This is a genomic window from Kitasatospora sp. NPDC041917 (assembly GCF_055589745.1).
This window is the reverse complement of sequence record NZ_JBVJBI010000019.1, coordinates 99,581-123,495: the sequence shown is the minus strand read 5'-3', so window position 1 is coordinate 123,495 and position 23,915 is coordinate 99,581. Positions and strand designations below refer to the sequence as shown.

Annotated in this window: 16 protein-coding genes; 12 read left to right on the top strand and 4 right to left on the bottom strand. The window is 73.8% G+C overall.

Translation table 11 applies throughout. The features are described from left to right. Positions 1-358 precede the first annotated feature (358 nt). The 3 genes from ACZ6EM_RS23495 to ACZ6EM_RS23485 form a co-directional block, all read right to left on the bottom strand. Positions 359-4,990, bottom strand: coding sequence for a caspase, EACC1-associated type (locus ACZ6EM_RS23495; protein WP_465773157.1), 4,632 nt, complete (start codon positions 4,988-4,990; stop codon positions 359-361). Continuing rightward, positions 4,987-5,415 carry an effector-associated constant component EACC1 gene (locus ACZ6EM_RS23490; protein ID WP_465773156.1) on the bottom strand — a complete coding sequence of 143 codons (429 nt, stop codon included), beginning with the start codon at positions 5,413-5,415 and terminating at the stop codon, positions 4,987-4,989. The genes ACZ6EM_RS23495 and ACZ6EM_RS23490 overlap by 4 nt, the downstream gene beginning before the upstream one ends. 253 nt (positions 5,416-5,668) lie before the next feature. Beyond that, positions 5,669-5,815, bottom strand: coding sequence for a hypothetical protein (locus tag ACZ6EM_RS23485; protein WP_465773155.1), 147 nt, complete (start codon positions 5,813-5,815; stop codon positions 5,669-5,671). Between the two features lie 202 nt (positions 5,816-6,017). Between ACZ6EM_RS23485 and ACZ6EM_RS23480 the strand changes: the two genes are divergently transcribed. The 5 genes from ACZ6EM_RS23480 (at position 6,018) to ACZ6EM_RS23460 (ending at position 10,482) form a co-directional block, all read left to right on the top strand. Next, a complete protein-coding gene (locus tag ACZ6EM_RS23480; RefSeq protein ID WP_452179566.1) occupies positions 6,018-6,989 on the top strand; it encodes an aldo/keto reductase in 972 nt (323 codons plus the stop codon). Positions 6,990-7,005: 16 nt separating this feature from the next. After that, positions 7,006-7,596, top strand: a complete 591-nt coding sequence (locus tag ACZ6EM_RS23475; RefSeq protein WP_465773154.1) for an MPN domain-containing protein — start codon at positions 7,006-7,008, stop codon at positions 7,594-7,596. Positions 7,597-7,950: 354 nt separating this feature from the next. Beyond that, on the top strand, positions 7,951-8,034 hold the full coding sequence (locus ACZ6EM_RS23470; RefSeq protein ID WP_401044834.1) for a tryptorubin family RiPP precursor: 84 nt from the start codon (positions 7,951-7,953) through the stop codon (positions 8,032-8,034). Positions 8,035-8,165: 131 nt separating this feature from the next. Beyond that, a complete protein-coding gene (locus tag ACZ6EM_RS23465) occupies positions 8,166-9,224 on the top strand; it encodes a cytochrome P450 (RefSeq protein ID WP_401044819.1) in 1,059 nt (352 codons plus the stop codon). Next, on the top strand, positions 9,214-10,482 hold the full coding sequence (locus tag ACZ6EM_RS23460; protein WP_401044816.1) for a cytochrome P450 family protein: 1,269 nt from the start codon (positions 9,214-9,216) through the stop codon (positions 10,480-10,482). The genes ACZ6EM_RS23465 and ACZ6EM_RS23460 overlap by 11 nt, the downstream gene beginning before the upstream one ends. A gap of 395 nt (positions 10,483-10,877) precedes the next feature. On the opposite strand, the gene ACZ6EM_RS23455 is transcribed toward ACZ6EM_RS23460, so the two are convergent. After that, positions 10,878-11,105, bottom strand: coding sequence for a hypothetical protein (locus tag ACZ6EM_RS23455; protein ID WP_401044813.1), 228 nt, complete (start codon positions 11,103-11,105; stop codon positions 10,878-10,880). A 294-nt stretch (positions 11,106-11,399) separates the two neighbouring features. On the opposite strand from ACZ6EM_RS23455, the gene ACZ6EM_RS23450 reads away from it, so the two are divergent. The 7 genes from ACZ6EM_RS23450 (at position 11,400) to ACZ6EM_RS23420 (ending at position 23,808) form a co-directional block, all read left to right on the top strand. Further along, entirely contained in the window at positions 11,400-12,773 is a 1,374-nt protein-coding gene (locus ACZ6EM_RS23450) for an MFS transporter (RefSeq protein ID WP_465773179.1), read from the top strand. Beyond that, entirely contained in the window at positions 12,770-13,426 is a 657-nt protein-coding gene (locus tag ACZ6EM_RS23445; protein ID WP_465773153.1) for a TetR/AcrR family transcriptional regulator, read from the top strand. The genes ACZ6EM_RS23450 and ACZ6EM_RS23445 overlap by 4 nt, the downstream gene beginning before the upstream one ends. A gap of 177 nt (positions 13,427-13,603) precedes the next feature. Beyond that, positions 13,604-17,257: a DUF4132 domain-containing protein gene (locus tag ACZ6EM_RS23440; RefSeq protein WP_465773152.1), complete on the top strand. Its 3,654-nt coding sequence runs from the start codon at positions 13,604-13,606 to the stop codon at positions 17,255-17,257. Positions 17,258-17,307: 50 nt separating this feature from the next. Next, positions 17,308-18,390, top strand: coding sequence for an ATP-binding protein (locus tag ACZ6EM_RS23435; RefSeq protein WP_401047410.1), 1,083 nt, complete (start codon positions 17,308-17,310; stop codon positions 18,388-18,390). Beyond that, positions 18,390-20,672 (top strand): DUF5682 family protein, encoded by a 2,283-nt coding sequence (locus ACZ6EM_RS23430; RefSeq protein WP_465773151.1) that lies wholly within the window; start codon positions 18,390-18,392, stop codon positions 20,670-20,672. Before ACZ6EM_RS23435 ends, ACZ6EM_RS23430 begins: the two co-directional genes overlap by 1 nt. Beyond that, a complete protein-coding gene (locus tag ACZ6EM_RS23425) occupies positions 20,669-21,811 on the top strand; it encodes a VWA domain-containing protein (RefSeq protein WP_465773150.1) in 1,143 nt (380 codons plus the stop codon). The genes ACZ6EM_RS23430 and ACZ6EM_RS23425 overlap by 4 nt, the downstream gene beginning before the upstream one ends. Next, on the top strand, positions 21,808-23,808 hold the full coding sequence (locus ACZ6EM_RS23420; protein WP_465773149.1) for a hypothetical protein: 2,001 nt from the start codon (positions 21,808-21,810) through the stop codon (positions 23,806-23,808). The genes ACZ6EM_RS23425 and ACZ6EM_RS23420 overlap by 4 nt, the downstream gene beginning before the upstream one ends. Positions 23,809-23,915 lie beyond the last annotated feature (107 nt).

The following is a 23,915-nucleotide window of genomic DNA, read 5'->3' as shown; positions in this document are numbered from 1 at the left end:
CCGTCACCGCACGCCGATTTGAAGGCACACGCATTGATCATGACGCCCACATTGTGAAGCGGCGGCCCGCCGAACTGTCCGGGTCCGACGACATCCACTGCCCACAGGCCCTCGATCAGGTCCTCGAGGTCGTCGTTGCACGCCGGCCCGATGGAACGCCTCAGCTTTGAGCGTAGATTCGGTCAGGGCATCGTCTTCCGGCCTCGCAACGGGATGGGCGCCCACGGTAGAGGGGCAGGGCGCAGTCCGACCACGTCCTCAAGCGGCCCGACGCGGTAGCCGGCCCTGAGCATCTGGTCCCAGGGCCACCATGGAAGCACTTGACGGCTTTGTCGACCGCACCGACGTGTACGCCCTCTCAGGAGCACGGGTCGGTGCGCGCCACACCGGGGAGGAGATCCTTCCACCGGGCCTCGGTCATCCTGTCCGGCAGCGACCGGCAGAGCATGGCCGGCAGCTCCTTCCCGAGGTCCATGGGCACGATCAGCACCGCCACGTCGAGCGCCTTGAGAACATCGGAGTCGAAGGCCAGCAGCGCGGCGCCGTCCTCGGGGGTGAAGCCCAGGACGGACAGGGACCCCAGGTCGAGACCGGCGATCTGCCGGAGCCCCTCGGTGGATGCGAGGAGTTCGGCACCCTCCGCGCTGGCCTGCCCGTCCCCGGACGGCATGCGCCAGACCGTCAGTGAGCCGCCGCCCTTGGACTTCCAGCCGACCAGTTGCTTGTGCTCGCGGTCCGCCACGAAGCCCGAGACGCCCACGAGGCCGCCCTGGAGCGCCACCGGGCGGAGTTCCGGCAGCTCCAGCAGAGCCGGCCGCCCCTTCTCGCTCGCCATCGCCAGCAGCCGGTCCGAGAGCAGAGCGTTCGTCTGGCCTTCCCCGGCCGTGGTGCCGAGCACCCGAGCGCCGTCGCCACCGTCCGAGGAGGACCAGACTCGGACCGTCTTCTCGCCGATCGTGATCCTGCCCGGGCGGGGGTCCAGCAGCGGCGCGGTGACGAGCAGCCACCCGCCGTCGGTGTTGTACAACGACTGCGGGGGCTCGGCCACCTGGGCGGTGCGGCGTGGTTGCCGTGGATCCGTCACATCCCAGAACTGCGCTTCCTGCGGCCGCAGCAGCGCCACTGAGTGCGGTCCGGTGAACGCGAGCGTGATCTGGTCTCCGGCCCCGCGGATCGTGCCCACCTGCTGCGCCTGGTCGAGTCGCTCGATGTCCCAGAGGCCGACGTCCCCCGACTCCGGCCGGTGCAACGCGAGCAGCCGGCTGCCGGGGCCGAACGAGAAGCCCGGCGAGGCCCCGTCGTCGGCCGTGCTGTCGAACTCCTGGCCGGGCCGGAGCTTTCCGCCTGTGAAGTCCCAGAGCTTCAGCTTCTTCCCGTCCCGGTCCTGGCTGATCAGTGCTTCCCGTCCGGGCAGGAACCGCGCCCTCACCCATGGTTCGGGCAGGGCGGTGACCAGTGCGGGAGCGGTCGCCACGGAATCGCCCCCGGTGCGGCCGACCTGCCAGATGCGCGCCGCCCCGGCGCCGGCGCTCGTGCCCACGTAGTACCGGCCCTCCGAGGACAGGATCGAACCGGCGACCTCACCCTCGGCCGAGGCGAAGTCGGGGGCGGAACTCGGCAACGGGTTCCACAGACGGATGCCGCCGTCGTACCTGCCCACCGCCAGGCCCCGGTTGTCTGCCCGGTAGGCGACCGACTGCACCGCGAAGGGCGGCAGGGGCACCTTGTCCCGGTCACCGGGCTTCAGGGTGGCGAGGTCCGGGCGGGGCCCGAGCGGGCGTACGTCCTCCGAGGGCAGCTCATGGGCGGAAGAGAGGTCACCGTCCCGCTGGACGGCGAACAGCCGAACGCGGCCGTCCCATCCCGCGGCGGCCAGGTACCTGCTGTCACCCCGGAAGGACAGCGAAGGAAGAGTCTGCTTCAGTTCGAACGGGCTCAAGGTGTTCCTCGGGTGGTCCCGGTCCGTGATGTCCCAGGCCTTCACGCCGGTGTCGATGCTGCCGCCCGCCAGGGTCCGCCCGTCCGGGCTGATCGCGACGGACATCGCGAACGTGTCCTCGATCAGCGTCGCGGGGGTGGCCGTCCGCTGTTCCGTGAGGTTCCAGAGCCGGACGTTCCCTCCCCTCATGCCCACGGCCAGCGTGCGCCCGTCCGGGTGGAAGGCGACGCAGTTCAGGGATTCGGCCCCATCGGGGCCCGCGGCGCGTTCGGCGCGCGGCCGGCTCGGGTCGGTGAGGTCCCAGAGCACCAGCCCCTGGTCGGTGGCGACCGCGAAGGTCCGGCCGTCCGGGCTGACGGCCGATCCGTAGGCCATGCCCGATTCGGCGGGCACCGCCCTGGCCACCTCCCGTGCGTGGTTCGGGTCCGCCATGTCCCAGACGTAAAGCTGCCGGGCCGCCTGGGCGAACAGGTAGCGACCGTCCGGACGCCAGCCGATCACGGCCGTGCCATCGACCTGGAGGACCTCCCTGACCCGCGGATGGACCGGATCCTCGACGTTCCACGTCCGCACGGTGCGGTCCGCCGAGGAGCTGGCGAGCGTCCGGCTGTCCTTGTCGAAAACGAGGTTGAGGACCGCCTTGGTGTGTCCCTCCAACCGTACGGGCGCCGGTGTGAGCGCCGATCGCAGCAGGGCCGACCTGGCCTCCACGGTCGGCGACGTCCGGAACGCGGCCAGGCTCAGCTCCATCGCGGCCGCCGGGTCGGCGGACCGCAGGGCGTCCGCCACGGCGGCGATCTGCTTCGAGCGGACCTCGGAGGCACGGGTGTCGGCGAGATCGCGCTGGAACCACGCGATCACGAGGGCCGCCAGCACGGCCATCACCAGGCCGATCGCGCCGACGCTGAGGGCGATACCGCGCCGGCGTCTGCGTCGCTCGGCCTCGACGCAGGCCTCCAGGAAGTCCCGTTCGAGGGCGGTGAGGGCAATTCCCGCCCCGGGCCGGGCAGAGTCCGACAGGGGACGCACCTGGGCAAGCTGGTCACCCTTGACCAGGTAGTCGGGCTTGCGGTCGTGCTCCGACCAGCGCTCGGCGAGCTCGGCGAGCCGCTGGTGGGCGAGCAGCTCCGCCTTGAAGTCGCGCAGCCACGACCCGAGCAGCTTCCAGGCCCTGAGCAGGGCCTCGTGGGCGAGCTCCGCGCCGTCCTGGTTTCGGACGACCAGCCGGGCCCTGGTCAGCTGGTCCAAAACCTCGCTGATCATCTGCTGCTCGGCGCCGGGCCGCCCGTCGAGCAGATCCACCGGGTCGATCCGGCGGCGGACCGCCTCGCCGTCGGGGCCGATGCTGACCATACGCAGCAGCAGTTCGCGCAGCACCGCCCGGTGCGGCTCATCCAGGGCGTCGTGCAACTGCTGGGCGGTGAGCCGGACCGACTGCCAGATCCCGCCGGTGCGCTGGTAGCCCCAGAGGGTCAGCACGTGACCACTGCGGTTCACCCAGGTGTTGTGCAGGGCGTGTGCCAGGAACGGCAGGGCCTCACCGAGCGGCGGGACCTGCTCGTCGTCACGGCCGTGCCGCAGATCGTGCAGCAGCCGGTCGGTGAGCCCGTCCTCCAGCGTCAGGCCCGCCTCCCGGGCCGGGCCCTCGATCGCGGCGCGCAGCTCCGCGGGGCCCAACGGCGGCAGGTTGAGGACTCCGTGCTCCGCCGCCGGGTACAGGGCCGGGTGCGAGACCGCACCGTAGTGGTCGGCCTGCAGGGCCAGGACTACCAGCGGCCGGCCTGATCCGTCCGGTGAGCCGCCGGGGCCGGCGAGCAGCTCGATGAACCGCTCGCGTTCGGCCTGGTCCTCGCAGCGGGTGAACACCTCCTCGAACTGGTCGACCACCAGCAGTCGGGGCGCGTAGTACCCAGGGCGTGCGGTGGGGAAGACCCCTTCCGAGAGCATCCGCAGGACGTCGTCGGGAGCCCGGCCGGTGGCCTGCGCCCAACGCCCGGCGAGCAGGTCCAGCGGACGCGCCCCGGGAGCCGCGAGCAGCATGACCGGCCAGGGCACCTCCCCGGGGCGCAGCGCCCTGCGGTCCGCCAGCCCGGCGAGCAGGCCCGCCCTCAGCAGCGACGACTTACCGGCGCCGGAGGCCCCGACGAGGAGGAGCGGACCTCGGCGCCCTGGGGAGCAGACCGCCTCGATCAGCCGCTCGGTGAACTGCTCACGGCCGAAGAAGTACCCGGCCTCCGCCGCCTTGAACGCTCCCATGCCCGGGTACGGGCATGGGCCGGGGGCGGGTGGCAGCGGGTTCCATTCGGGCCGTTCCGGGTAGGCGCGGTTGCGGGTCAGTACCGCGGCGCCCATCGGGCCGTCGCTCTGTAGACGCGGGCGGGCGTCGCCTTCCCAGGGCATACCGCTGAGCGCTTGGTAGATGCTGTCGAGGGTCAGGTCGGGAGGGCCCGTCGGGTCCCCCTCGGTCAGCAGGCCGAGCAGCCGTCCGCTGAAGAGCGTGTGCGGCTGGCCGGGCGGCGAGTAGGCGAGCGCCATGCGGGAGGCCGCGCTGAGCAGCACGCTGCCTTGTGGCCGGGGGTGGACGAACGGGTCGCCCGGGCTGCCGGCAGGGACGGCGGCCCTGCCCGAGTAGCAGCAGTCGAGCACCACGATGCTGCCGTGGCGTGCGTTGCCCAGCAGGTCGGCGAGGGTTCGGTAGGGCACCGCGTGAGCGACCGACTGGTCGGACTCGCTGGCCCAGGTGGCGAGGTGCAGGTCTTCCTTCGGCCCGAGGATGCCGTGGCCGGCGTAGTACAGCAGCACCACGCCCTCCGCCTGCTCGACCAGCCGTTCGACCATCGCGACCACGTCGGAGGACGAGGCGTACGGCGAGACTCGGTGGATGCGGTCGCCGGTTAGGCCGCAGAGGTCCCGCAGCGCGGCCGCGACGTCGTCGAGCGTGGTCTCCACGGCGGGCAGCGGTCCTAGGAGGGAGCCGGCGCGGTGGGCTGCGGTGCCGATCAGGACGGCGTGCGCGCCCGGTCCGAACAGCCGGGATGGCCGGACGGTCACTGTGCGGGCCCCGTGCCGGCGCCCTCGGAGTCCGCGGACGGGGACGATGGGTCGAGCGCCGCCGTCAACTCGCGCGTCAGGTCCATGAGCTGTTCTGGCGTCAGGTTCTTCACACGGCTGGCGGAGAGGCTTATCCGGCTGCCGTCCGGCCGCGTGATGGTGATGGTGTGACTGCCCCTTCGAGTCTGCACCCAGGCGACCACCGCTCCGGCGAAGACCGAGGCCACACCCCCGGGTTCGAGCAGGGCGACCAGTGCTTCGGTGGCCGCGCCCATGCTTCCGGGCTCAGGGGGACTCACATCCCGGCCGACCCTGCCCCGCAGGGCCGGCGTCTCGCCAAGCCAGCGCCGCAGCCCGTGGATGTCGTTCGCCCCGACGGCGCGTCCGTCCGGCTCATCGCTCCGAACGGTGATGACGATGCGCATGATTCCCCCAGAGCATGTGCGATTCTGACACCCGATCAGCGTGCCCAGGCTACTTCGGGTCGGAGTCCGGGAACAGTACGCCCGGCGGGTCGCGCACCGCCCCTGAGCACGGCACGCTGCTGTCGACCAGCCCCTCGGCCAGAACCCGTGGACCGGCCACGAGCTCCTGGAACTGGCCGACGGCCTGCCGCCCGGAGTGAGGCACGCCGCAGCGGCGGCTGCGCAGAAGATCGGGCGAAGGGACCACCCGCGCCTACAGCCTGCGACCCACGCCCCGGCCGCGACCCGCGTCGGCCCGGTAACCACCGGGGGCGGCCTCGCCGTCGAGCCGTTCGAGCGCGAGAACGACGGCGCAGGCGCACACCCCGACCACGACGGAGTCCGGCTGACGCCTCGGCATGGCGTCGGACCGGAAGGTAGTATCGGTTTCCGCACTGACTGACTATCAAGTGCACGCTATTCATTGGACATTGCTGTCGGGGGCGTCAGCCGACCCCTCAGCTGGGGGCGACGTGGGAAGTCGCGCCGAGCCGCGCCCCCCTGTGCCCCACCCTCCGCACCGGAATCGACCTCCGAAACCGGTAAGAACCAGAAAGCGTCCATTGGTTACCATCGCACATTCCGAGCTCGACGTCTTTCCACTCTGCCTCGGCGGCAGCGTCTTCGGATGGACCGTCGACGAGCGGACATCCTTCCGCGTCCTCGATGCCTACGCCGCCGCAGGCGGGAACTTCATCGACACCGCCGACTCCTATTCCCAGTGGGCCCCCGGAAACACGGGCGGGGAGTCCGAGTCCATCATCGGCAACTGGCTGGCCGCGCGCGGTCAGCGGGACCGTTTCGTCATCGCCACCAAGGTGGGCCGACTGAACGGACTGTCCGGGCTCACGGCGAAGGTCGTCCACCAGGCGGTGGAGGAATCCCTGCGCCGTCTGCGGACGGATCATATCGACCTCTACTACACGCACGCGGACGACCCGGAAACTCCCCTCGAAGAGACCCTCGCCGCACTCGACACGCTGATCACGGCAGGGAAGGTGCGCCATATCGGTGCCTCGAACATCAGCGGCCCCAGGCTGGCCGAATCCCTTGAGGTCTCGAAGCGTTCGGGGCTCGCCTCGTACGTGGCGGTCCAGCCTCCCTACAACCTCATGGAACGCGAGCCCTTCGAGAGTGGGATCGCCCCGGTCTGCGAGCGCGAGGACGTCTCCTGCGTCCCGTACTTCGCCCTGGCGCAGGGCTTCCTGACGGGCAAGTACCGCGAAGGCGCACCCGCCGTTCCCAGCGTCCGCAGCGCCGCGGCACGACCGTACGGCGAAACGCCCCGCGGCCGCACGGTGCTCCGGACGCTGGACACGATCGCCGCCGAGCACGGCACCGCCCCCGCCGCGGTGGCCCTGGCCTGGCTGAGGGCGCAGCCCCATGTCGTCGCTCCGCTCGCCAGCAGCAGGACGCCCGAGCAGCTCGCCGAACTGACCCCGGGAGCGACCCTGGAACTCTCCCCGGCCGAGGTTCACTCGCTGGATCTCGCTTCACGGACCACCGCGGCGGACCACCATGCGCATGTCGGCTGAAGGAGGAGAATCCGCCGTGACCCTCACCCCCCACACCGCCCTGATCGGATTCGACGCCCTCAAGTCGTTCATCTCGGTAGCGCGCGATGAATACGAGGCCTGTACCCCGCAGGAACCACCCTCCTGTTTCGCCCTCCTGCTCGGCACCGTCGACGACGGTGTCGCGGCCGTCACCTCGGTCCAGTTCGCGACCAACGTCCGTGCCACCGACCCGATGGCGCTCGAAGAGTTCTCGACCTCCATAGAGCCGTGCTTCGGAAGCGCCTACCGAAACCCCCGCCGGGGATTCTGGTGCAGCTCGCAGGATCTGCTGCGTATTCACCGGCAGGCGGACCGTGACGGGGTCGAGATCCTGGGCTCCATTCATCTGCATCCCGACTGGCACCGGATCGGCCCACCCGAAGAGCGAGGGCTGCGAATAAGCGAGAAGCCGACACCGATGGACCGCTACATGTTCGACAACAGTCGGTACCCGGTGAACATGATCTGCTATCTGGAATCCGGCCCACAGGGGGTTTCCGCCGCACTCGCGGCATGGGGCCCTCCCCCTGAGGACGAGGTCGCGGCGCCGTGCCCCCGCCTCCTTCTGAGGTTCAGCGTGTCCTGAGGAACGGCAGCAGCCCGGTCGGCGTGGTCGCCGTGGCCTCGTGCCCGGCGACCGGCAGGGTGACCCGCTCGTCCCGGATGAACGTGTCGTGCCAGAGCATCATGGCCCCGATCCGGAGGCCCGACACCGTACCGCCCGCTGCCTGGGGGCCAAGGCGCCCGGCACAGCGGTCACACCGCCGCAGGAGAAGAATCAGAAGATACGCTGGCAAACCCCTCACATCCCCCAGTCTCTCGGAAAGATCCGCCCACTGAGGTGAACCTGCCGGAGACCCGGCTGCGTGGATACGCCTGTAGGGCAACTGCAGAGTGGCCCTACGTTCACTCAGCCATCCGGTAATGAAAGGGAGAACCAATGATGAAGATCCTGTTCGCCATCCGTGACGCGTCCTTCGCCAAGAAGAGCCTGAAGGCCAGCGCTTGGTACGTCTGGTACTAAGCCGACTGATCGGTACCTCCGGTACCTGAACAGCTGATCCGTCCCCGCCCCTGCCCCCTCGCGGCCTCCGCCGAGAGATCGGGCCCGGGCGGGGACGGAGACCGGCCCCGGCAAAGTCTCGGAGACATCACATGGCACTCTCCCCCGCCTCCGCCCGTTCGCGAAACACCGTGCTCTCCCCCCGACTTGAGGCCCTGCTCAGGGACCATCTAGGTAAGGACGCCGTCCGGCTCGAACCCGACACGATCGGGGTCGCCGGGCCCGAGCTCACCGACCGGATCCTCGCCGCCCGGCGCGCCACCGAGATCGAACGGCCCACATTCAAACCGCTGCACGGACGTTCGATCACCCGCACCGAGGCGTCCTCGGTGACGCGGACGATCGGCAGCGACGTGCGCGAGGCGCTGAAGGCCCCGCTGCCGCAGAACATCGACCTGTCCGGTCCGTGGCCGCTCACCGGTCATCTCTTCCTGCGCGACCTCATCCTCGGTCGGGACCCGCGCCGGCTGCGAATCCTGATGAGCCGCAACCTCGAACTGACGCCGCTGCTCACCTGGTTGGTCATCTCGGTCGGCGCCGCACTGCCCGGTAGGCCCAAGCCCGGCGACGACCTCACCGAACTCGGCAAGCTCACCGCCAAGGCGGCCGACTACCAGGATCGACGGTACGCGCTGGGCATGTACCGCCGAGCCGCCGCACCCGTCTGCTTCACCATCTCCACCCTGGTCGCGAACGCGCTCTGGCTCGGCTCGCCGTTCAACGACAGCACGCCGAACCGGAACATCATCCTCGAGTCACTGCGCATGCTGCCGCCGTCGTGGAACATCCTGCGCCGCGCATCGCCCGAGTACCCCGCTCTCGATCCACGGATCGGTGCGGGCGACGACGTCCTCGTCCTGCCGCTGCTCTCACATCGCGACCCGGCGCTGTGGGAGGCCCCGGACGAGTTCCGCCCCGAGCGCTGGGACCACCTCGACCCGGACAGCACTCCCGGCTACCTGCCGTTCGGGCACTCCTCCGAACGCTGCTGGGGCCGGCACATGGTGATGCCGCTCGCCGAACTGCTGCTGGACCAGATCCGGGCAGCCGGCCTGGTCGTCGACCCCGATCAGCGGACCGCCAAGGTGCCGCTGCTCGGCCTGCTCGGCGTCAGCGAGGTCCGCGTCCTGAAGGCACGCGATGCACGCTGATCACATACACACCGAACACGGCGTTACCGAATCGGAGTTCGCCGACGGCCGGTTCTACGCCGACCCGCACACCGCGTACCGCCGCTGGCGCACCGAGGGTGGCGCCCGCAAGGTCCGGTTCGGCGGCGCGGCCGGACTCGAAGGCTGGGTCGTCACGGGCCACGCCGAGTGTCGGAGCGCCCTCGCCGACCCCCGGCTGAGCAAGAAGGCCGTCACCGAGGCGTTCGCCCAACACGTCGGGAACTCCGAGGGAGGCCCGGGCCGCGACCTGATGACGCATATGCTCAACTCCGACCCCCCGGAGCACACCCGACTTCGCAAGCTGGTCCAACAGGCTTACACCGGGCGGCAGGTGGCGACCCTACGACCGATGGTCGAGCGCCACGTCGGCGCGCTGCTGGACCAGCTGGACGGGCTCGACTCGGCCGAGCTGATCAGCGAGTTCGCGCTGCCGCTGCCACTCGCGGTGGTCTTCGAGCTGTTCGGCGCGCCGCAGGCCGAACGGGAGAACCTCCAAGTCCGGGGCAACGCGGTCGATGCCGGCTCGGACGACGACGGCGGGGCGGACGGCGACGGCGGAGCGGACGGCGAGGTCTCGGTGGAGACTGCCGAAGGCATGGCGGACTACCTGCGCGCCCTGGTCGACCACAAGCGCACCCACCCGGGCGACGACCTGATCTCCGAACTGCTCGCCGCCCAGGCGGGCGGCGACCGGCTGACCGAGGCCGAGATCACCTCGATGGCGTTCCTGCTCGCGATCGCCGGCCACCAGAGCACCGTCAACCTGATCGCGAACGGCATCCATGCGTTGCTCGGCCACACCGAACAACTCACGACGCTGCGTGCGAATCCGGAGCTGCTTCCCGGCGCGATCGAGGAAGTCCTGCGCTACGAGAGCCCGTTCAGCATCGCCTCGCTACGCCGCACGACCGAGCCGGTGACGATCGCGGGCACCACGATCCCGGCCGGCGAATTCGTCCAGATCGCGCTGCTCGCCGCCAACCGCGACCCGGCCGTCTTCGCCGACCCCGACCGCTTCGACATCACCCGCCCGGACGCCACCCGACACCTCGCGTTCGGCCACGGCATCCACCATTGCCTCGGCGCACAGCTGGGCCGGCTACAGGCCGAGGTCGCGTTCAGCGAACTGCTGCGCCGCTTCCCGGCCCTGCGCCTGGCCGAACCGGCCGCCGCCGCGCAGTGGCAGGAAAACCCAAGGCACCGGGGACTGCTCAGCCTGCGGGTGCTGCTGCACTGACGACGGCAGGCGGGTACCGCCGGAGCGCGCGGGCGCTCCGGCGCCTCGGCCGCCAGGGGCACCACGCCGGCCGAGGTCCACCTCGAAGGCCCGGGCATCCACGGCCTCACGGCCGTGCTCCTCACCTGAGCCGGCGGCGTCGGCACGTACCCCGCGCGTACCCGGCGCCGAACCGATCACGTGGGTCGCATCCCACGACGCGGACGCCACCGGCGCGTTGCTCTTCGCCGCGACCAGGATTTCGGCCGTCCCGACCCGTGCCAAGGAGCCACAGGCGTCCGACCGAGCGAAGCCCAACCAGCGGACCATGGAGCGGACGAAGGCACTGGCGGAAACCGCGAACCTGATCGCCCGTGCCCGACGCAAGGCCGCGGCGGCCGGCCGAGCCCGCTCCCTCACCCCGTCTCACCCTGCCGCCGCTGCTCGCGCTCCTTGAACCGGAGCTCCGGTTCCTCGTGCCGGCGAGCCGCGTTGCTGCCGTCCAGCTGACCGGCGAAGGCTCGGTAGGCGGCCGGCAGCAGAGCCTCGCGGTCGGCGGGCTCCGTCGAGGCGATCGCCCGGAGCGCCTCGGCGGTGCCGTCGTCCGGTCCGGTGCAGGCACGCTGTCCCCCGCCCGTGGGCAACCCCCGCCCGGCCACCCGCCACCGGTGCGCTGGAGCTGGTGCGGGCCGACGCGGCACGCGGCGCCGTGCTCGACTTCGAGCTGCTGCGCGGCTGGCGGCAGCACGGACTCGGCACACCCGCGCCACCGCCGCTCGGTGACCGCCGCAGGTACGGGAGCGCCGCCACCCGCTCGGGTCGAGCGGGGACGTGCCGGAGGCACCGCACGACGTGCGGTGCCTCCGGTGCAGCGGACGTGGCGCGGGGTCAGGCGCTGAGGAGGTAGAAGCCGCCGTGGCCGGTGCAGCCGGCCCCCCATCTCGCTCTCCGAGGCCCAGTGGTCCCTGACCATCACCATGCTGGTCGGAGCGGTCACCACCCCGGTGCTCGGTCGTCTGGGCGACGGACCGCACCGCCGTACGGTCACCCTCACCGCCGCCGCCGTGGTGGTGCTCGGCAGCGTGCTGGCCTCGCTGCCGCTCGGCTTCGGCTGGCTGGTCGCGGGGCGCGCGCTGCAGGGGGTCGGGCTCGGACTCACCCCGCTGGCCATCGCCACCGCACGGGACAACCTTCCCCCCGCGGCCTCCCGCTCGGCGGTCGCGCTCCTGTCCATCACCACCGTCGCCGGCGTCGGCCTCGGCTACCCGATCACCGGCCTGATAGCCGAATCCTTCGGCATCCACGCGGGCTTCTGGTTCGGCGCCGTGATCAGCGCCCTGGCCCTCCTGCTGGCCGCCCTGGTGCTGCCCCCGACCACGGACCGTGAGAGGCGCCCACTGGACGTGCCCGGCGCGGTGCTGCTCGGCCTGACCCTGGTCGGCCTCCTGCTCGTGCTCAGCGAGGGCGAGACCTGGGGCTGGGACAGCGCCCGGCTGCGGACGGTGGCGGTCCTCTCCCTCCTGCTGCTGGCCGGCTGGCTGTGGCACGAGCTGCGCACCGCCCACCCGCTGGTCGACCTGCGCTCGCTGCGCAATCCCGTCGTCCTGACCGCGGACGTGGCCGGGCTGGTCGCCGGCGTCGGGATGTACCTGCTGATGTCGCTGGTGATCCGCTACGTCCAGACCCCGACCGCCGCCGGCTACGGCCTCGGCGCCTCGGTCGTGGTCGCCGGCCTCGTCCTGCTGCCGTTCTCGGCGGCCAGCCTGCTGTCCAGCAAGGTGGTCCCCGGGCTCGCCCGGCGCACCTCCTCCGCCCTGGTGCTCCCGCTGGGCTGCGCGGTCTCGCTGGTGTCGGTGCTGCTCTTCCTGTCCGCCCGCGACCACCTCTGGGAACTCATGGTGGTGATGGCGATCGCCGGACTCGGTGTCGGCTGCACCTTCGCCGTCATGCCGGGGCTGATCGTCAACGCGGTGCCGGCCCACGAGGTCGGCAGTTCGGTCAGCTTCAACCAGGTGCTGCGCTACGTCGGCTACTCCACCGGCAGCGCGCTGTGCGGCGCCGTGCTCCAGGCGCACACCGCGCCGGGACGGCAGCTGCCCACCGACAGCGGCTACCGGGACGCGGCGCTGATCGGCTGCGCGGTGTGGGTGGTGATCGGCCTGGCTACGATCGTCCTGCCGCGGCTCGGTGCCGCGACCGGCTCCCGGAAGGGTGCGCGCGTGGACGAGGGGCTGATCGTGGAAGAGAGCATCGACGACATGGTTGTCGGCGGGAGCGAGGCACCCGTCCTGCGGGCCGGGGCCGAGCGGTGACCGACGCCACCCCCGAGGCCGGCGCCACTCCCGAGGCCGGCGCAGCCCCCGAGGCCGGCGGGTCCGCCGCCACGAACGGCGGCGGACCGGGGTCCGCGGCACCCCGGCGCCGCGACGCCGCCCGCAGCCGGGAACTCCTGATCCGGGCGGCGACGGAACTCTTCGCCGAGCGTGGATTCGAACGCACCACCATCCGGGAGATCGGCGACCGGGCCGGCGTCGACCCGGCGCTGATCGCCCGATACTTCGGCGGGAAGACGCAGCTCTACCTGGCCGCCGTCCAGATGGAGCTGGGCGACACGGCACCGGCCGACCTCCTGGAGGAGGACCGGCTGCGCGGCCTGCTGGAACGCTTCTCCCGGCGCGGCCCCGGCCCGACCTTCCAGGCCGCGGTGCTGCCCGGCGACAACACCGAGGTGCAGCGGGCAGCGCGCACCTACCTCCACGAGCGGCTGGTGCAGCCGCTGCAGGACCGCTTCACCGCCGAACAGGCCGACCGGCCCCGGCTGCGGGCCGAACTGGCGGCGGCGGCCTTCGCCGGGATCGTCCTGGCCCGCACGAGCGGCGCGTTCGGCGAGCTCGCCGAGGCCGACTCCGAGGACCTGCTCCCCCTCCTGCACGACCTGCTGGCCGCGAGCCGGCCCGCCCGGTAGACCGTCCGCCGCTCCGAACCTCGCCGCGGGCGGCCTGCCGGGCCGCCCTCGCCGCTCGCGCCCTGACCGCGCCGGGCGGTCCGGACCGCCGTGACAGGCGGTCCGGCGGTCGGCCTGTCGGTGGGCCTCGCTACTGTTCCTCCCCTGATCAAACGTGTCGAGGAGAGGGGCGGAGCTGTGCGGCGCTGGGAGTTCGTCGAGGGCGGCTCGGACAAGTTCTGGGAGGCCGCGGTCGACGGTGCCGCGGTGACCGTGCGCTACGGCCGGTCCGGCACCGCCGGGCGGGAGCAGAGCAAGGAGTTCCCGACCGCGGAGGCCGCGCAGGCGCACTTCGCCAGGACGGTCGCCGAGAAGGAGCGCAAGGGCTACCGCGAGACCACGGCGGGCGCGGCGCCCATCCCGCCGCCCATCGCCCGGCCCGTCGCGCCGACCCCGCCGACCGCCGCCCCCGAGCCGCCGGACGCCCCGGACGGCCCGGTCGACGAGGACGCCTTCGTCCTGCCGGAGGCCTGGCGGAGGGCCCTGCTCCCCCGCCGGGGCGGCGTCTCCCGCCCGCCGGCCGCCGCGGTGAAGAACGCGGTGGACGAGTACCACGCCTCGCTGAGGCGGATGGACGACTGGCTGGAGCAGGCGCTCACCTCGGACCGCAGCGACGCGGACCTGGTGGCGGCCGCCCGCGCCCACCGATCCGGCAGCCGGAACCCGGTCGGCGCGGCGGTGCTGGCCGCGCTGTTCGCGGTCTCCGCCGACAACAAGGTCCGGACGGCCGCCGACGCCTGGGTGGCGGAGTTCGGCCTGCCGTTCGCGGCCAGGGCCACCGTCGAGCTGTTCACGGTGGCCGTCAAGACCGATGGGAACGGCTCACGCGCCCTGAACCCGCGCGTCCGACGCGCGGCCGTCCGGACGGTGGCGGCGTACCGCCCCGCCGCGGATCGTGTCCGGTCGCTGCTGGCGGCGTGCGACGAGGAGACCCACCGCACGGCGGTCGAGGCCCTGGCCGGATGCCGGACCGACCTGGCCCGCCTGGTGGCGGCGGCGTACCTGGTGCCGTCCGAGTCCGACTGGGCCGAGGAGTGCGCGACGTCGGGCGCGCGGCTGGGCTCGGCCGAGTGGTCGATGCTGCTGTGCTCGCTCTCCTCGGCCGAGCCGCTGGAGAAGCTCCCCCAGCCGCCGAGCCTGCACTGGGACGGCTGGTCCACCGAGATCATCGCGACCGTGGCGGAGGGTCTCAAGGGCGGCGCCGCGCCGCTGCTGCTGCACGCCCTGGCCAACAACCACCTCTACAGCGACAAGCAGAAGCACCTGCTGAACGCGATCGCCGAGCTTCCCTCCGATCAGGGCTTTCGGGGGCTGCTGGCCCATCAGGAGAACGGCAAGGCGGCCCGTGGAGCCCTGGTGGCGGCCATGCGCCGTTTCCCCCGGCGTGCGCTGCGCCTCCTCGCGGAGGCCGCGGCGGCGACCGCCGATCCGGCCGCGCAGCGGCTCGCCCGTCAGCTCCTCACCGCCCACGTCGCCGCCCACCGCGCGACCGCGATCGAGCTGCTGCCGGAGCTGACGCCGGAGCAGGCGGCCGTGGTCGGGCCGCTCACCGATCTCGGCGACCGGGTGCCGGACGTCCCGACCGGTTCGCTGCCGGAGCTGTTCACCAGCCCGCCGTGGACCCGGCCGCGCTCCACGGCCAGGCCCCGCGTGCTGACCGGCCTCACCGCGCCGCAGGAGACGCGGCTGCGGTGGCTGCCGGGTGAGCGGGAGGCGTGGGCGGTCTCCGAGTCCTGGTACGCGAACTGGTCGGACGCCGACTGGCAGCGGATCGCCGGCACGATGCGGGCCGCGGACGGGCAGTCCGGCGCCGCGCGGCACCGTTCCAACCGGCACGAGGAACTGGCGCTGTTCGCGTACGGCGACGAGCAGCTGGGCCGTCCGCTGATCGCGCAGTGGCGGGGCGAGGAGTACATCTGGGACGCCACGGGCGCGCTGCGCCGGGTCGCCGCCCGCTTCGGGCCGGACGCGCTCGGGCCGATCCGGGCCGCCGCGCTGCAGAACCCGGCCGCGCACGCGGCGCTGCTGCTGCCGTACCTGGACGCCCGGGTGGCCGAGACCATGACGGACTGGCTGGTGCGCCTCAAGTCGGCCGGGGACACCGCCCGTTCCTGGTTCGCCCGGCACGGCGTGGACGCGGCCCGGCTGCTGGTTCCGGCCGCGGTCGGGAAGGCCGGAGCGGCCCGGCGCAACGCCGAGCAGGCCCTGCGGCTGATCGCTGCCGCGCACGGCGCCCCGGCGGTGCACGCGGTGGCCGGCGAGTACGGGCCGCAGGCGCAGGAGGTGGTGGGCGCACTGCTGTCGGCCGACCCGCTGGTGAACCTGCTGCCGGCGAAGCTCCCCCAGCTCGGCGACTGGGCGGAGCCGATGATGCTGCCGCAGCTGCTGGTGCGCGGCGGCGAGGGCGCGCTGCCCGCCGAGACGGTGCGGCACGTGCTCACCATGCTCGCGCTGTCGAAGCCCGGGGCGTTCTACCCGGGCCTCGACCAGGTGGCGGAGGTGTGCGAGCCGCAGTCGCTGACGGCCTTCGGCTGGGCGGTGTTCGAGCAGTGGCGGCTGGCCGGTATGCCGTCCCAGGACGGGTGGGCGCTGCACGCGCTCGGCCGGCTCGGTGACGACGGGACGGTCCGCCGGCTGACGCCGATGCTCCGGGCGTGGCCGGGCGAGGGGGCGCACCACCGGGCGGTGGACGGCCTGGAAGCGCTGGCCGCGATCGGCAGCGACGTCGCCCTCCTCCATCTGCACGGCATCGCGCAGCGGGTGAAGTTCAAGGCGCTCAAGGCGCGGGCCCAGGAGAAGATCGCCGAGGTGGCGGCCGGGCTCGGCCTGTCCGGGGAGCAGCTGTCGGACCGGCTGGTGCCGGACTTCGGGCTGGACGCCGACGGCACCACCGTCGTCGACTACGGCAGCCGGACGTTCACCGTGGGCTTCGACGAGCAGCTCAAGCCGTACGTTCGTGACGCGGACGGCACCCGCCGCAAGGATCTTCCGGTCCCCGGGGTGCGGGACGACGCCGAGCTGGCGCCTGTCGAGCGCAAGCGTTTCGCCGCGCTGAAGAAGGACGTCCGCACGGTGGCGGGGGACCAGATCCGCCGGCTGGAGGACGCGATGGTCACCCGGCGGTCGTGGACGGCGGAGGAGTTCGATCAGCTGTTCGTCGGGCATCCGCTGCTGTGGCACCTGGTGCGCCGGCTGGTGTGGCTGGCCGAGGCGGACGGCGCCACGACGGCGTTCCGGGTCGCCGAGGACCGCACCCTGGCGGACGTCGCGGACGAGGTGTTCGCGCTGCCCGCCGGGGCCACCGTCCGACTGGCCCACCCGCTGCTGCTCGGTGCGGAACTCGCGGCGTGGTCGGAGCTGTTCGCCGACTACGAGATCCTGCAGCCGTTCCGTCAGCTCGGCCGCCCGGTGTACGCGCTGAGCGACGAGGAGCGGGCGGGTCACCGCCTGACCCGCTTCGAGAACGGTCCGGTGCTGCCCACCACCCGGCTGGTCGGCATGGAGCGGCGCGGCTGGCAGCGCGGCGAGCCGCAGGACGCGGGCGTGGAGCGCTGGCTGTCCCGTCGGGTCGGGCCGGACCGCTACGTGGTCCTCGCACCGGAGCACGGCATCGCGGTCGGCATGCACGACGTGTATCCCGAACAGCGCGTGGAGACGGTGTGGCTCGACACCCGCCCGGGCGACTACTGGACCCGCAACCGCACCTTCCCGACCTTCGCCGAGCTCGACCCGGTGATCGCCTCCGAGGTGATCGCCGACCTGACCGAGCTGACCGAGCCGACCACGCCGTGACGGCGCACCACCTCGCCGACAGCCACGCGAACCACCCCGGGAGGGCCGCCATGACCACCACCGCCGAGGAGCAGCTCCAGCGGCCGCCCGCCGAGATCCGGTACGCCGAGGAGCTGGCGGCGCTGCGCGCCGAGGACCGCGACCCGCGCCCGCCGGGCTGGGAGCTGAGCCTGCGCGCCGCCCGCCGGTTCGTCGTCGGCGACGAGAAGGCCGGCATCGACCGCAAGTTCGTCGGCGATCCGGCGCTGGTCGAGCGCGCCCTGGTGACCCTGGCCACCAACCGCGGCCTGCTGCTGGTCGGTGAGCCGGGCACCGCCAAGTCGCTGCTGTCGGAGCTGATCGCGGCGGCGGTCAGCGGTACCTCCCGGCTGACCGTACAGGGCGGCGCGGCGACCACCGAGGACCAGATCAAGTACTCGTGGAACTACGCCCTGCTGGTATCCGAGGGCCCCTCCACCCGCTCGCTGGTGCCCGCGCCGATGCTGCGCGGCATGGCCGACGGCCGGCTGGTCCGGTTCGAGGAGATCACCCGCTGCCCGCTGGAGGTGCAGGACTCGCTGCTGTCCCTGCTCTCCGAGCGCGTGGTGGCGATCCCCGAACTGGACGGGCCGGAGGGGATGGTCTTCGCCAAGCAGGGCTTCAACGTGATCGCCACCGCCAACACCCGCGACCGCGGGGTGAACGAGATGAGCGCGGCGCTCAAGCGCCGGTTCAACTTCGAGACGGTCTTCCCGATCCCCGACCTGGACACCGAACTCGCCCTGGTGGAGGCCGAGTCCGCGCACCTGCTGCGCCGCTCCGGGGTGGCCGCCGCGCCCGACCGGGACCTACTGGAGGTCCTCGTCACCACGTTCCGCGAGCTGCGGGCCGGTGAGGGCGGTGACCGCCTGTCCGCGGTGATGAGCACCGCGGAGGCGGTCTCGGTCGCCCACGCGGTCGGGCTGCGCGGCTGGTACCTGCGCGGCGAGGCCGGCAACGCGGCCGACCTGGTCGCCAGCCTGGCCGGCACCGCCGCCAAGGACAGTCCGGAGGACCTGGCCCGGCTGCGCCGCTACCTGGAGCAGCGGGTCCCGCGGCGGCGCGGCCCGCACTGGCACGCCGTGCACGAAGCCCGCCACCTGCTGGCCGGCTGATGCCCGCGGTCTTCCTCGGGGTCCGCCACCACTCCCCCGCCTGCGCCCGTCTGGTGGCGGACACCGTCCGACGGCTGCGGCCCGCGTACGTGCTCGTCGAGGGGCCGGCCGACCTCAACGGCCGCCTGGACGAGCTGGCCCTCGGCCACGAACTGCCGATCGCCGTGTTCAGCCACTACCGCGACGCCGAGCGCACCGCCACCACCTGGACGCCGCTGTGCGACTACTCGCCCGAGTGGGTGGCGCTGCGGGAGGGCCGGGCGGCCGGCGCGGAGGTGCTCTTCGTCGACCTGCCGTCCTGGCACCCGGCGTTCGAGCTGCGCGCCAACCGGTACGCCGACGCGGAGGCCCGGTACGCCGAGGCCACCGCCCGGCTGTGCTCGCGCTTCGGCACCGGCTCGGTGGACGCCCTGTGGGACGGCCTGTTCGAGGTGGCACCGGCGGACGGGCTCGCCGGGCGTCTGGACGCCTACTTCGACCTGGTCCGCGGGGACGCCGAGGCGGACGAGGGCGACCGGGCCCGCGAGGCGTACATGGCGGCCTGGATCCGCGCTGTCCTGGCCGAGGCGGGAACACGGACCGTGCTGGTGGTCACCGGCGGCTTCCACACCCCCGCGCTCCGCACCCTCGCCGAGCGGCCCGCGGAGGTGCCCGGCCGGCCCGCGCTGCCGGCGCCGCGACCCGGCGCGGTGTCCGGCAGTTACCTGGTGCCCTACTCGTTCCGGCAGCTGGACGCCTTCGCCGGCTACCAGTCGGGCATGCCCTCGCCCGCCTACTACCAGCGGCTGTGGGAGGACGGCCCCGAGGCCGCCGCCGACCATCTGCGGCAGTCCGTGGTGTCGCGGCTGCGCGGGCGCCGCCACCCCGTCTCCACGGCCGACCTGGTCGCCGCCGCCGCGCTCACCGGCGGCCTGGCCGCGCTGCGCGGCCACCCGGTGCCGGCCCGTACCGACGTGCTCGACGGCCTGGCCGGCGCGCTGGTCAAGGACGACCTGACCCAGCCGCTGCCCTGGTCGGAGCGCACCCCGTTGGCGCCCGGCAGCCACCCGGTGGTGGTCGAGATGGTCGCCGCGTGCAGCGGCTCCCGCACCGGGCGGCTGCACCCCGGTACCCCGGCCCCGCCGCTGGTCCACGACACCGCCGCCCGGCTCGCCGCGATCGGGGCCACCGGCACCCGCCCGCTGACCTGCGAGCTCACCACCGAGGACGGTCTGACGGCCAGCCGGACCCTGCACCGGCTGCGCGTCCTCGGCGTGCCCGGCCGCCACCGCACCGCCGGACCCGCCCACGGCGCCGACCCGGTCACCACCGAACGCTGGGAAGCCGGACCGGACACCGGCCGCGACGCCGCCCTGATCGAGGCGGGCGCGTACGGCGCCACCCTCGACGAGGCCGCCGCGACCGTCCTCGCCGAACGGGCCCGTAGCACCGGGCCCACGGACACCGAACTCGCCACCCTGCTCCTCGACACCGTGCTGTGCGGCGCCACCGCCCTCACCGACCGCCTCCTGACCGCGCTCACCGCCGTCCTCGCCCGCCACCCCGACCCGGGTGCCCTCGGCTCCGTCCTCGCCACCGCGCTCGGCCTGTGGCGGCACGACCGGGTGTACGGCACCGCCCGCAGCCCGCTGCTGGCCGCCGTCATCGACGGCGCGGTCGCCCGCGTCCTGTGGCTGGTCGAGGGCGCGCACGGCCGCTCCGGCACCGACCCGGCGCGCCTCGCGGCCCTCGCCGCCGTCCGCGACGCGCTGTGCCACGCCCCCGACCTGCTCACGGTCACCCCCGAGGACGCCGCCGCCCTCGCCCTCCGCATCGCCCGCGACCCGCACGCCCCCGCCGACCTGCGCGGCGGCGCCCACGGCCTCCACCTCGCCCTCACCCCCACGGCCGATCCCGACCTCGCCTCCGCCGCCCTGCACGCCGCGGGCGACCCCGGCGCGCTCGGCGACTGGCTGGCCGGCCTGTTCGCACTCGCCCGGGAGGAGGTCACCGCCGACGCGGGCGACGGCTCCCTGCTGGCCGCCGTGGACTCCGTCCTCGCCGAGCTCACCGACGCCGAGTTCCTCATCGCCCTCCCCGCCCTGCGCCAGGCCTTCGCCTGGTTCCCGCCGCGCGAGCGCGAGCGGATCGCCCGCCGTCTGATCGAGCGTCGCGGCCTGCGCGGCTCCGCCCGCGCCCTGCTCCGCACCACCGCCGACCCCGTGCACCTGGCCGCCGCCCGCGCCCTGGAGGAGAACGTGACCGCCCTGCTCGACCGCCACGGCCTGCGAAGTGCCCGGTGACCGCGCCCGAGCCGGCCCCCGCAACGGCACCCGACCCCGCCCTGGAGCGCTGGCGCCTGGTCCTCGGTTCCCCCGCCGAGCCCTGGACCGGCAGCCCGGGCGCCGACGGCGCCGCCCGCGACGCCGCCCTGGAGTGGCTGTACGGCCGCGACGAGGACCTCGACCGCCGCGGCATCCGCGGCGCCGGCGCGGGACCGTCCCGGGTCACCGCGGTCGACTGGCTGGACGACATCCACCGGCTCTTCCCGCGCGAGACGATCGAACGCCTGGAGCGCGACGCCGTCGAGCACTACGGCATCGACGAGATCGTCACCGACCCGACCGTCCTGGAACGGGTCGAGCCGAGCGCCGCCCTGCTGCGCGCCGTGCTCCGCACCAAGCACCTGATGAACGAGCAGCTGCTCGGCCAGGCCCGCCGCATCGTGGCCGCGGTGGTCCGGCAGCTGATGGAACGCCTCACCCCGGAGCTGCGCCAGGCGTTCACCGGCGCCCGGTCCGCCCGCCCGAGCCGCCGCCCGCTCGCCCGCGACTTCGACTTCCGCCGCACCGTCCGGGCCAATCTCGGCCGCTACCGTCCCGCCGAGCGGCGGATCCTGATCGAACGCCCGCACTTCCACTCCCGCACCCGCCGGCACCTGGAGCAGTGGCAGCTGATCCTGCTCGTCGACCAGTCCGGTTCCATGGTCGGCTCGGTGATCCACTCCGCGGTCACCGCGGCCTGCCTGTGGAGCCTTCCCGGCCTGAAGACCCATCTGGTCGCCTTCGACACCCAGGTGGTGGACCTCACCTCCGACGTCACCGACCCGGTGGAACTGCTGATGCGGGTCCAGCTCGGCGGCGGCACCGACATCGCCCGTGCCGTCGACTACGCGGCCGGTCTGGTGGAGAACCCGCGGCGCACCGTCCTCGCGGTGGTCAGCGACTTCTACGAGGGCGGCGACCGGTACCGGCTGCTGCGCACCGTCCGCTCGCTGACCGGGCAGGGCGCCACCGTGCTCGGACTCGCCGCACTGGACGAGGAGGCCGCCCCCGCGTACGACCGCGAACTGGCCGGGCAGCTCGCGGACGCCGGCGCGCACGTGGGCGCGATGACGCCGGGGATGCTCGCCGAGTTCGTCGCCGAGCGGCTCGGCCGATGACCGCCGCGACGCGGGCCGATCTGCTCGCCCTGGACACCGACACGCTCGCCGCACTCGCCAATCGCGGCCTGGTGAAGCGCGCCGCCCGCGAAGTCGCCGCGGGCGACGGGCCGGTGCCCGACCTCGACCCGAACGGCACGCTTCGCGGCACCTGCCCGGACGGCAACTCCGTCGTCCTGCCGCCCGGCACCGGGCTGGACGGTGGCAGCTGCACCTGCGGCGCCCCGGGCGTGTGCCGCCACCGGATCGCCCTGGTCCTCGCCCACCAGCACGCCGCCGCCGACGCCCCCGCACCACCGGGTCCTCACCCCGGCCCCGCCACCCCCGCGCCCGCCCCCGCGTGGTCCCCCGGCGCGTTGGACGACGAGGCGCTGACCGCCGCCGTCGGCGCCCGCGCCGTGGCCGCCGCCCGCCGGACACTGGAGCGCGGTTATGCCGCGCGGCTGCACCACGCGCGCCCGGACGATCCGCAGCCGGTCGCCGAACTGGCCGCCTGCACCGTCCGGTTCCCCGTCCCCGGCGAGCTGGGCTTCGCGGTGACCGACGCCGCACAGGACCGCCGCGGCGAGATGATCGCCCTCGCGGTCTGGGCCTTCCGGGCCGCCGACGGCCGCCCGGCCGTCACGCTCGGCGGCCGTCCCGAGCCCGATGCGGGCATCCCGCCGGTCCTGGACGCCGCCCTCGGTCTCGCCCGCGAACTGCTGCTCGACGGCGCCGTGCACGCCGGGCCGGTCCTCACCGCCGACCTCCACCGGGTGCGCGAGGAACTCGCCGACCGTTCCCTGCACTGGCCGGCCGGCCTGGTCGCCGACCTGATCGGCCAGCTCGACGCGTACGCCGCCCGGTCCGCCGACCACCGGCCCGAGGAGCTGGCCCTGCTCCTGGCCGAGCTTCACGCCCGTCACCGCGCCGCCGCCCGCCCCGGCGCGTCCCGGTCGGAGGTCCTCGGTGTCCGGGAGACCGCCGAGACCCCGCTGCGCCGGATCCGCCTGACCGCGCTGGGCTGCCGGATCCGCGGCACCGCAACGACCCGGTCCGCCGAGGTCTACCTCGCCCACCCCGCCGCCGGCACCGTCCTGGTGCTCCGCCGCAGCTGGGACGTCCCGGCCGACGGCCGTCCGCCGACCGGGCACGCGCTGGCCGCCCGCCGGATCGCCGGCCACCGCCTCGACGCCCTCGCCGCCGGCAACGTGGTCAGCGAAAGCGCCGTCCGCAGCGCCGCCCGTGAACTCCGCCTCGGCCGCGGTCGGACCGCCGCCACCACCGTCACCCCGGTCGGCGGCTCCTGGACCGACCTGCCCGCCCCGCTGCTGCTCACCGACCTCGACGCCCACCTGCGCACCCTGGAGGGCCGGCCGCCGCGGCTGATCCGGCCCCGCATCGCCGCCGAGTCCCTGCACGTGGTGCGGCTCTCCGCCGTCGAGGGGGTCCGGTACGACGCCGCCGAGCAGCGCCTGGAGGCCGCGGTCCGCGACGCCGCCGGCAACCCGGCCACCCTCGCCGCCACCTACGACCCGGCCTGCCCCGGCTCCCTCGACGCGCTCGCCGCGGCGCTCGGGTCCGGCGCCGTCACCCACGTCAGCGCCACCCTCCGACGGGCGGCGGGCCGCACCGTCCTGGAGCCCGCCGCACTCCTCGCGGGCGACACCGTCGTCGTCCCCGACCTCGCTCCCGGCACCGCGTCCACGGCCTTCGGCCCCGCCGCGCCGCCGTCGGCCGACCCCGTCGCCGCCGACCTCGCCGAGGCGCTCGCCGCCCTCGCCGACACCGCCCACCGGGGCCTGCGCCACCCGGACGGCCCCACCCTCACCCGCCTGGACCGCACCGCCGCCCGGCTGAACCGCGGCGGCCTGGCCACCACCGCCGAACTCCTGCGCGCCCTCGCCCACGCCCTGCGGGCGGGCGACCCGGACGCCGCCGCCCGCACCTGGTCGGACGCGGCCGTCCGGCTCGCCGTCACCGTCGAGGCACACCGGGAGACCACCGGCCGCCCCTGAGCACCTCCGCCGAGGGCGCCCCCGGGGTCCGCACCGGACTTCGCACTACCCCTGGGCCCTCCACAGCCTGCGAGTCGAATCGACCAGCCTCTCCCATGAGCGGAGAG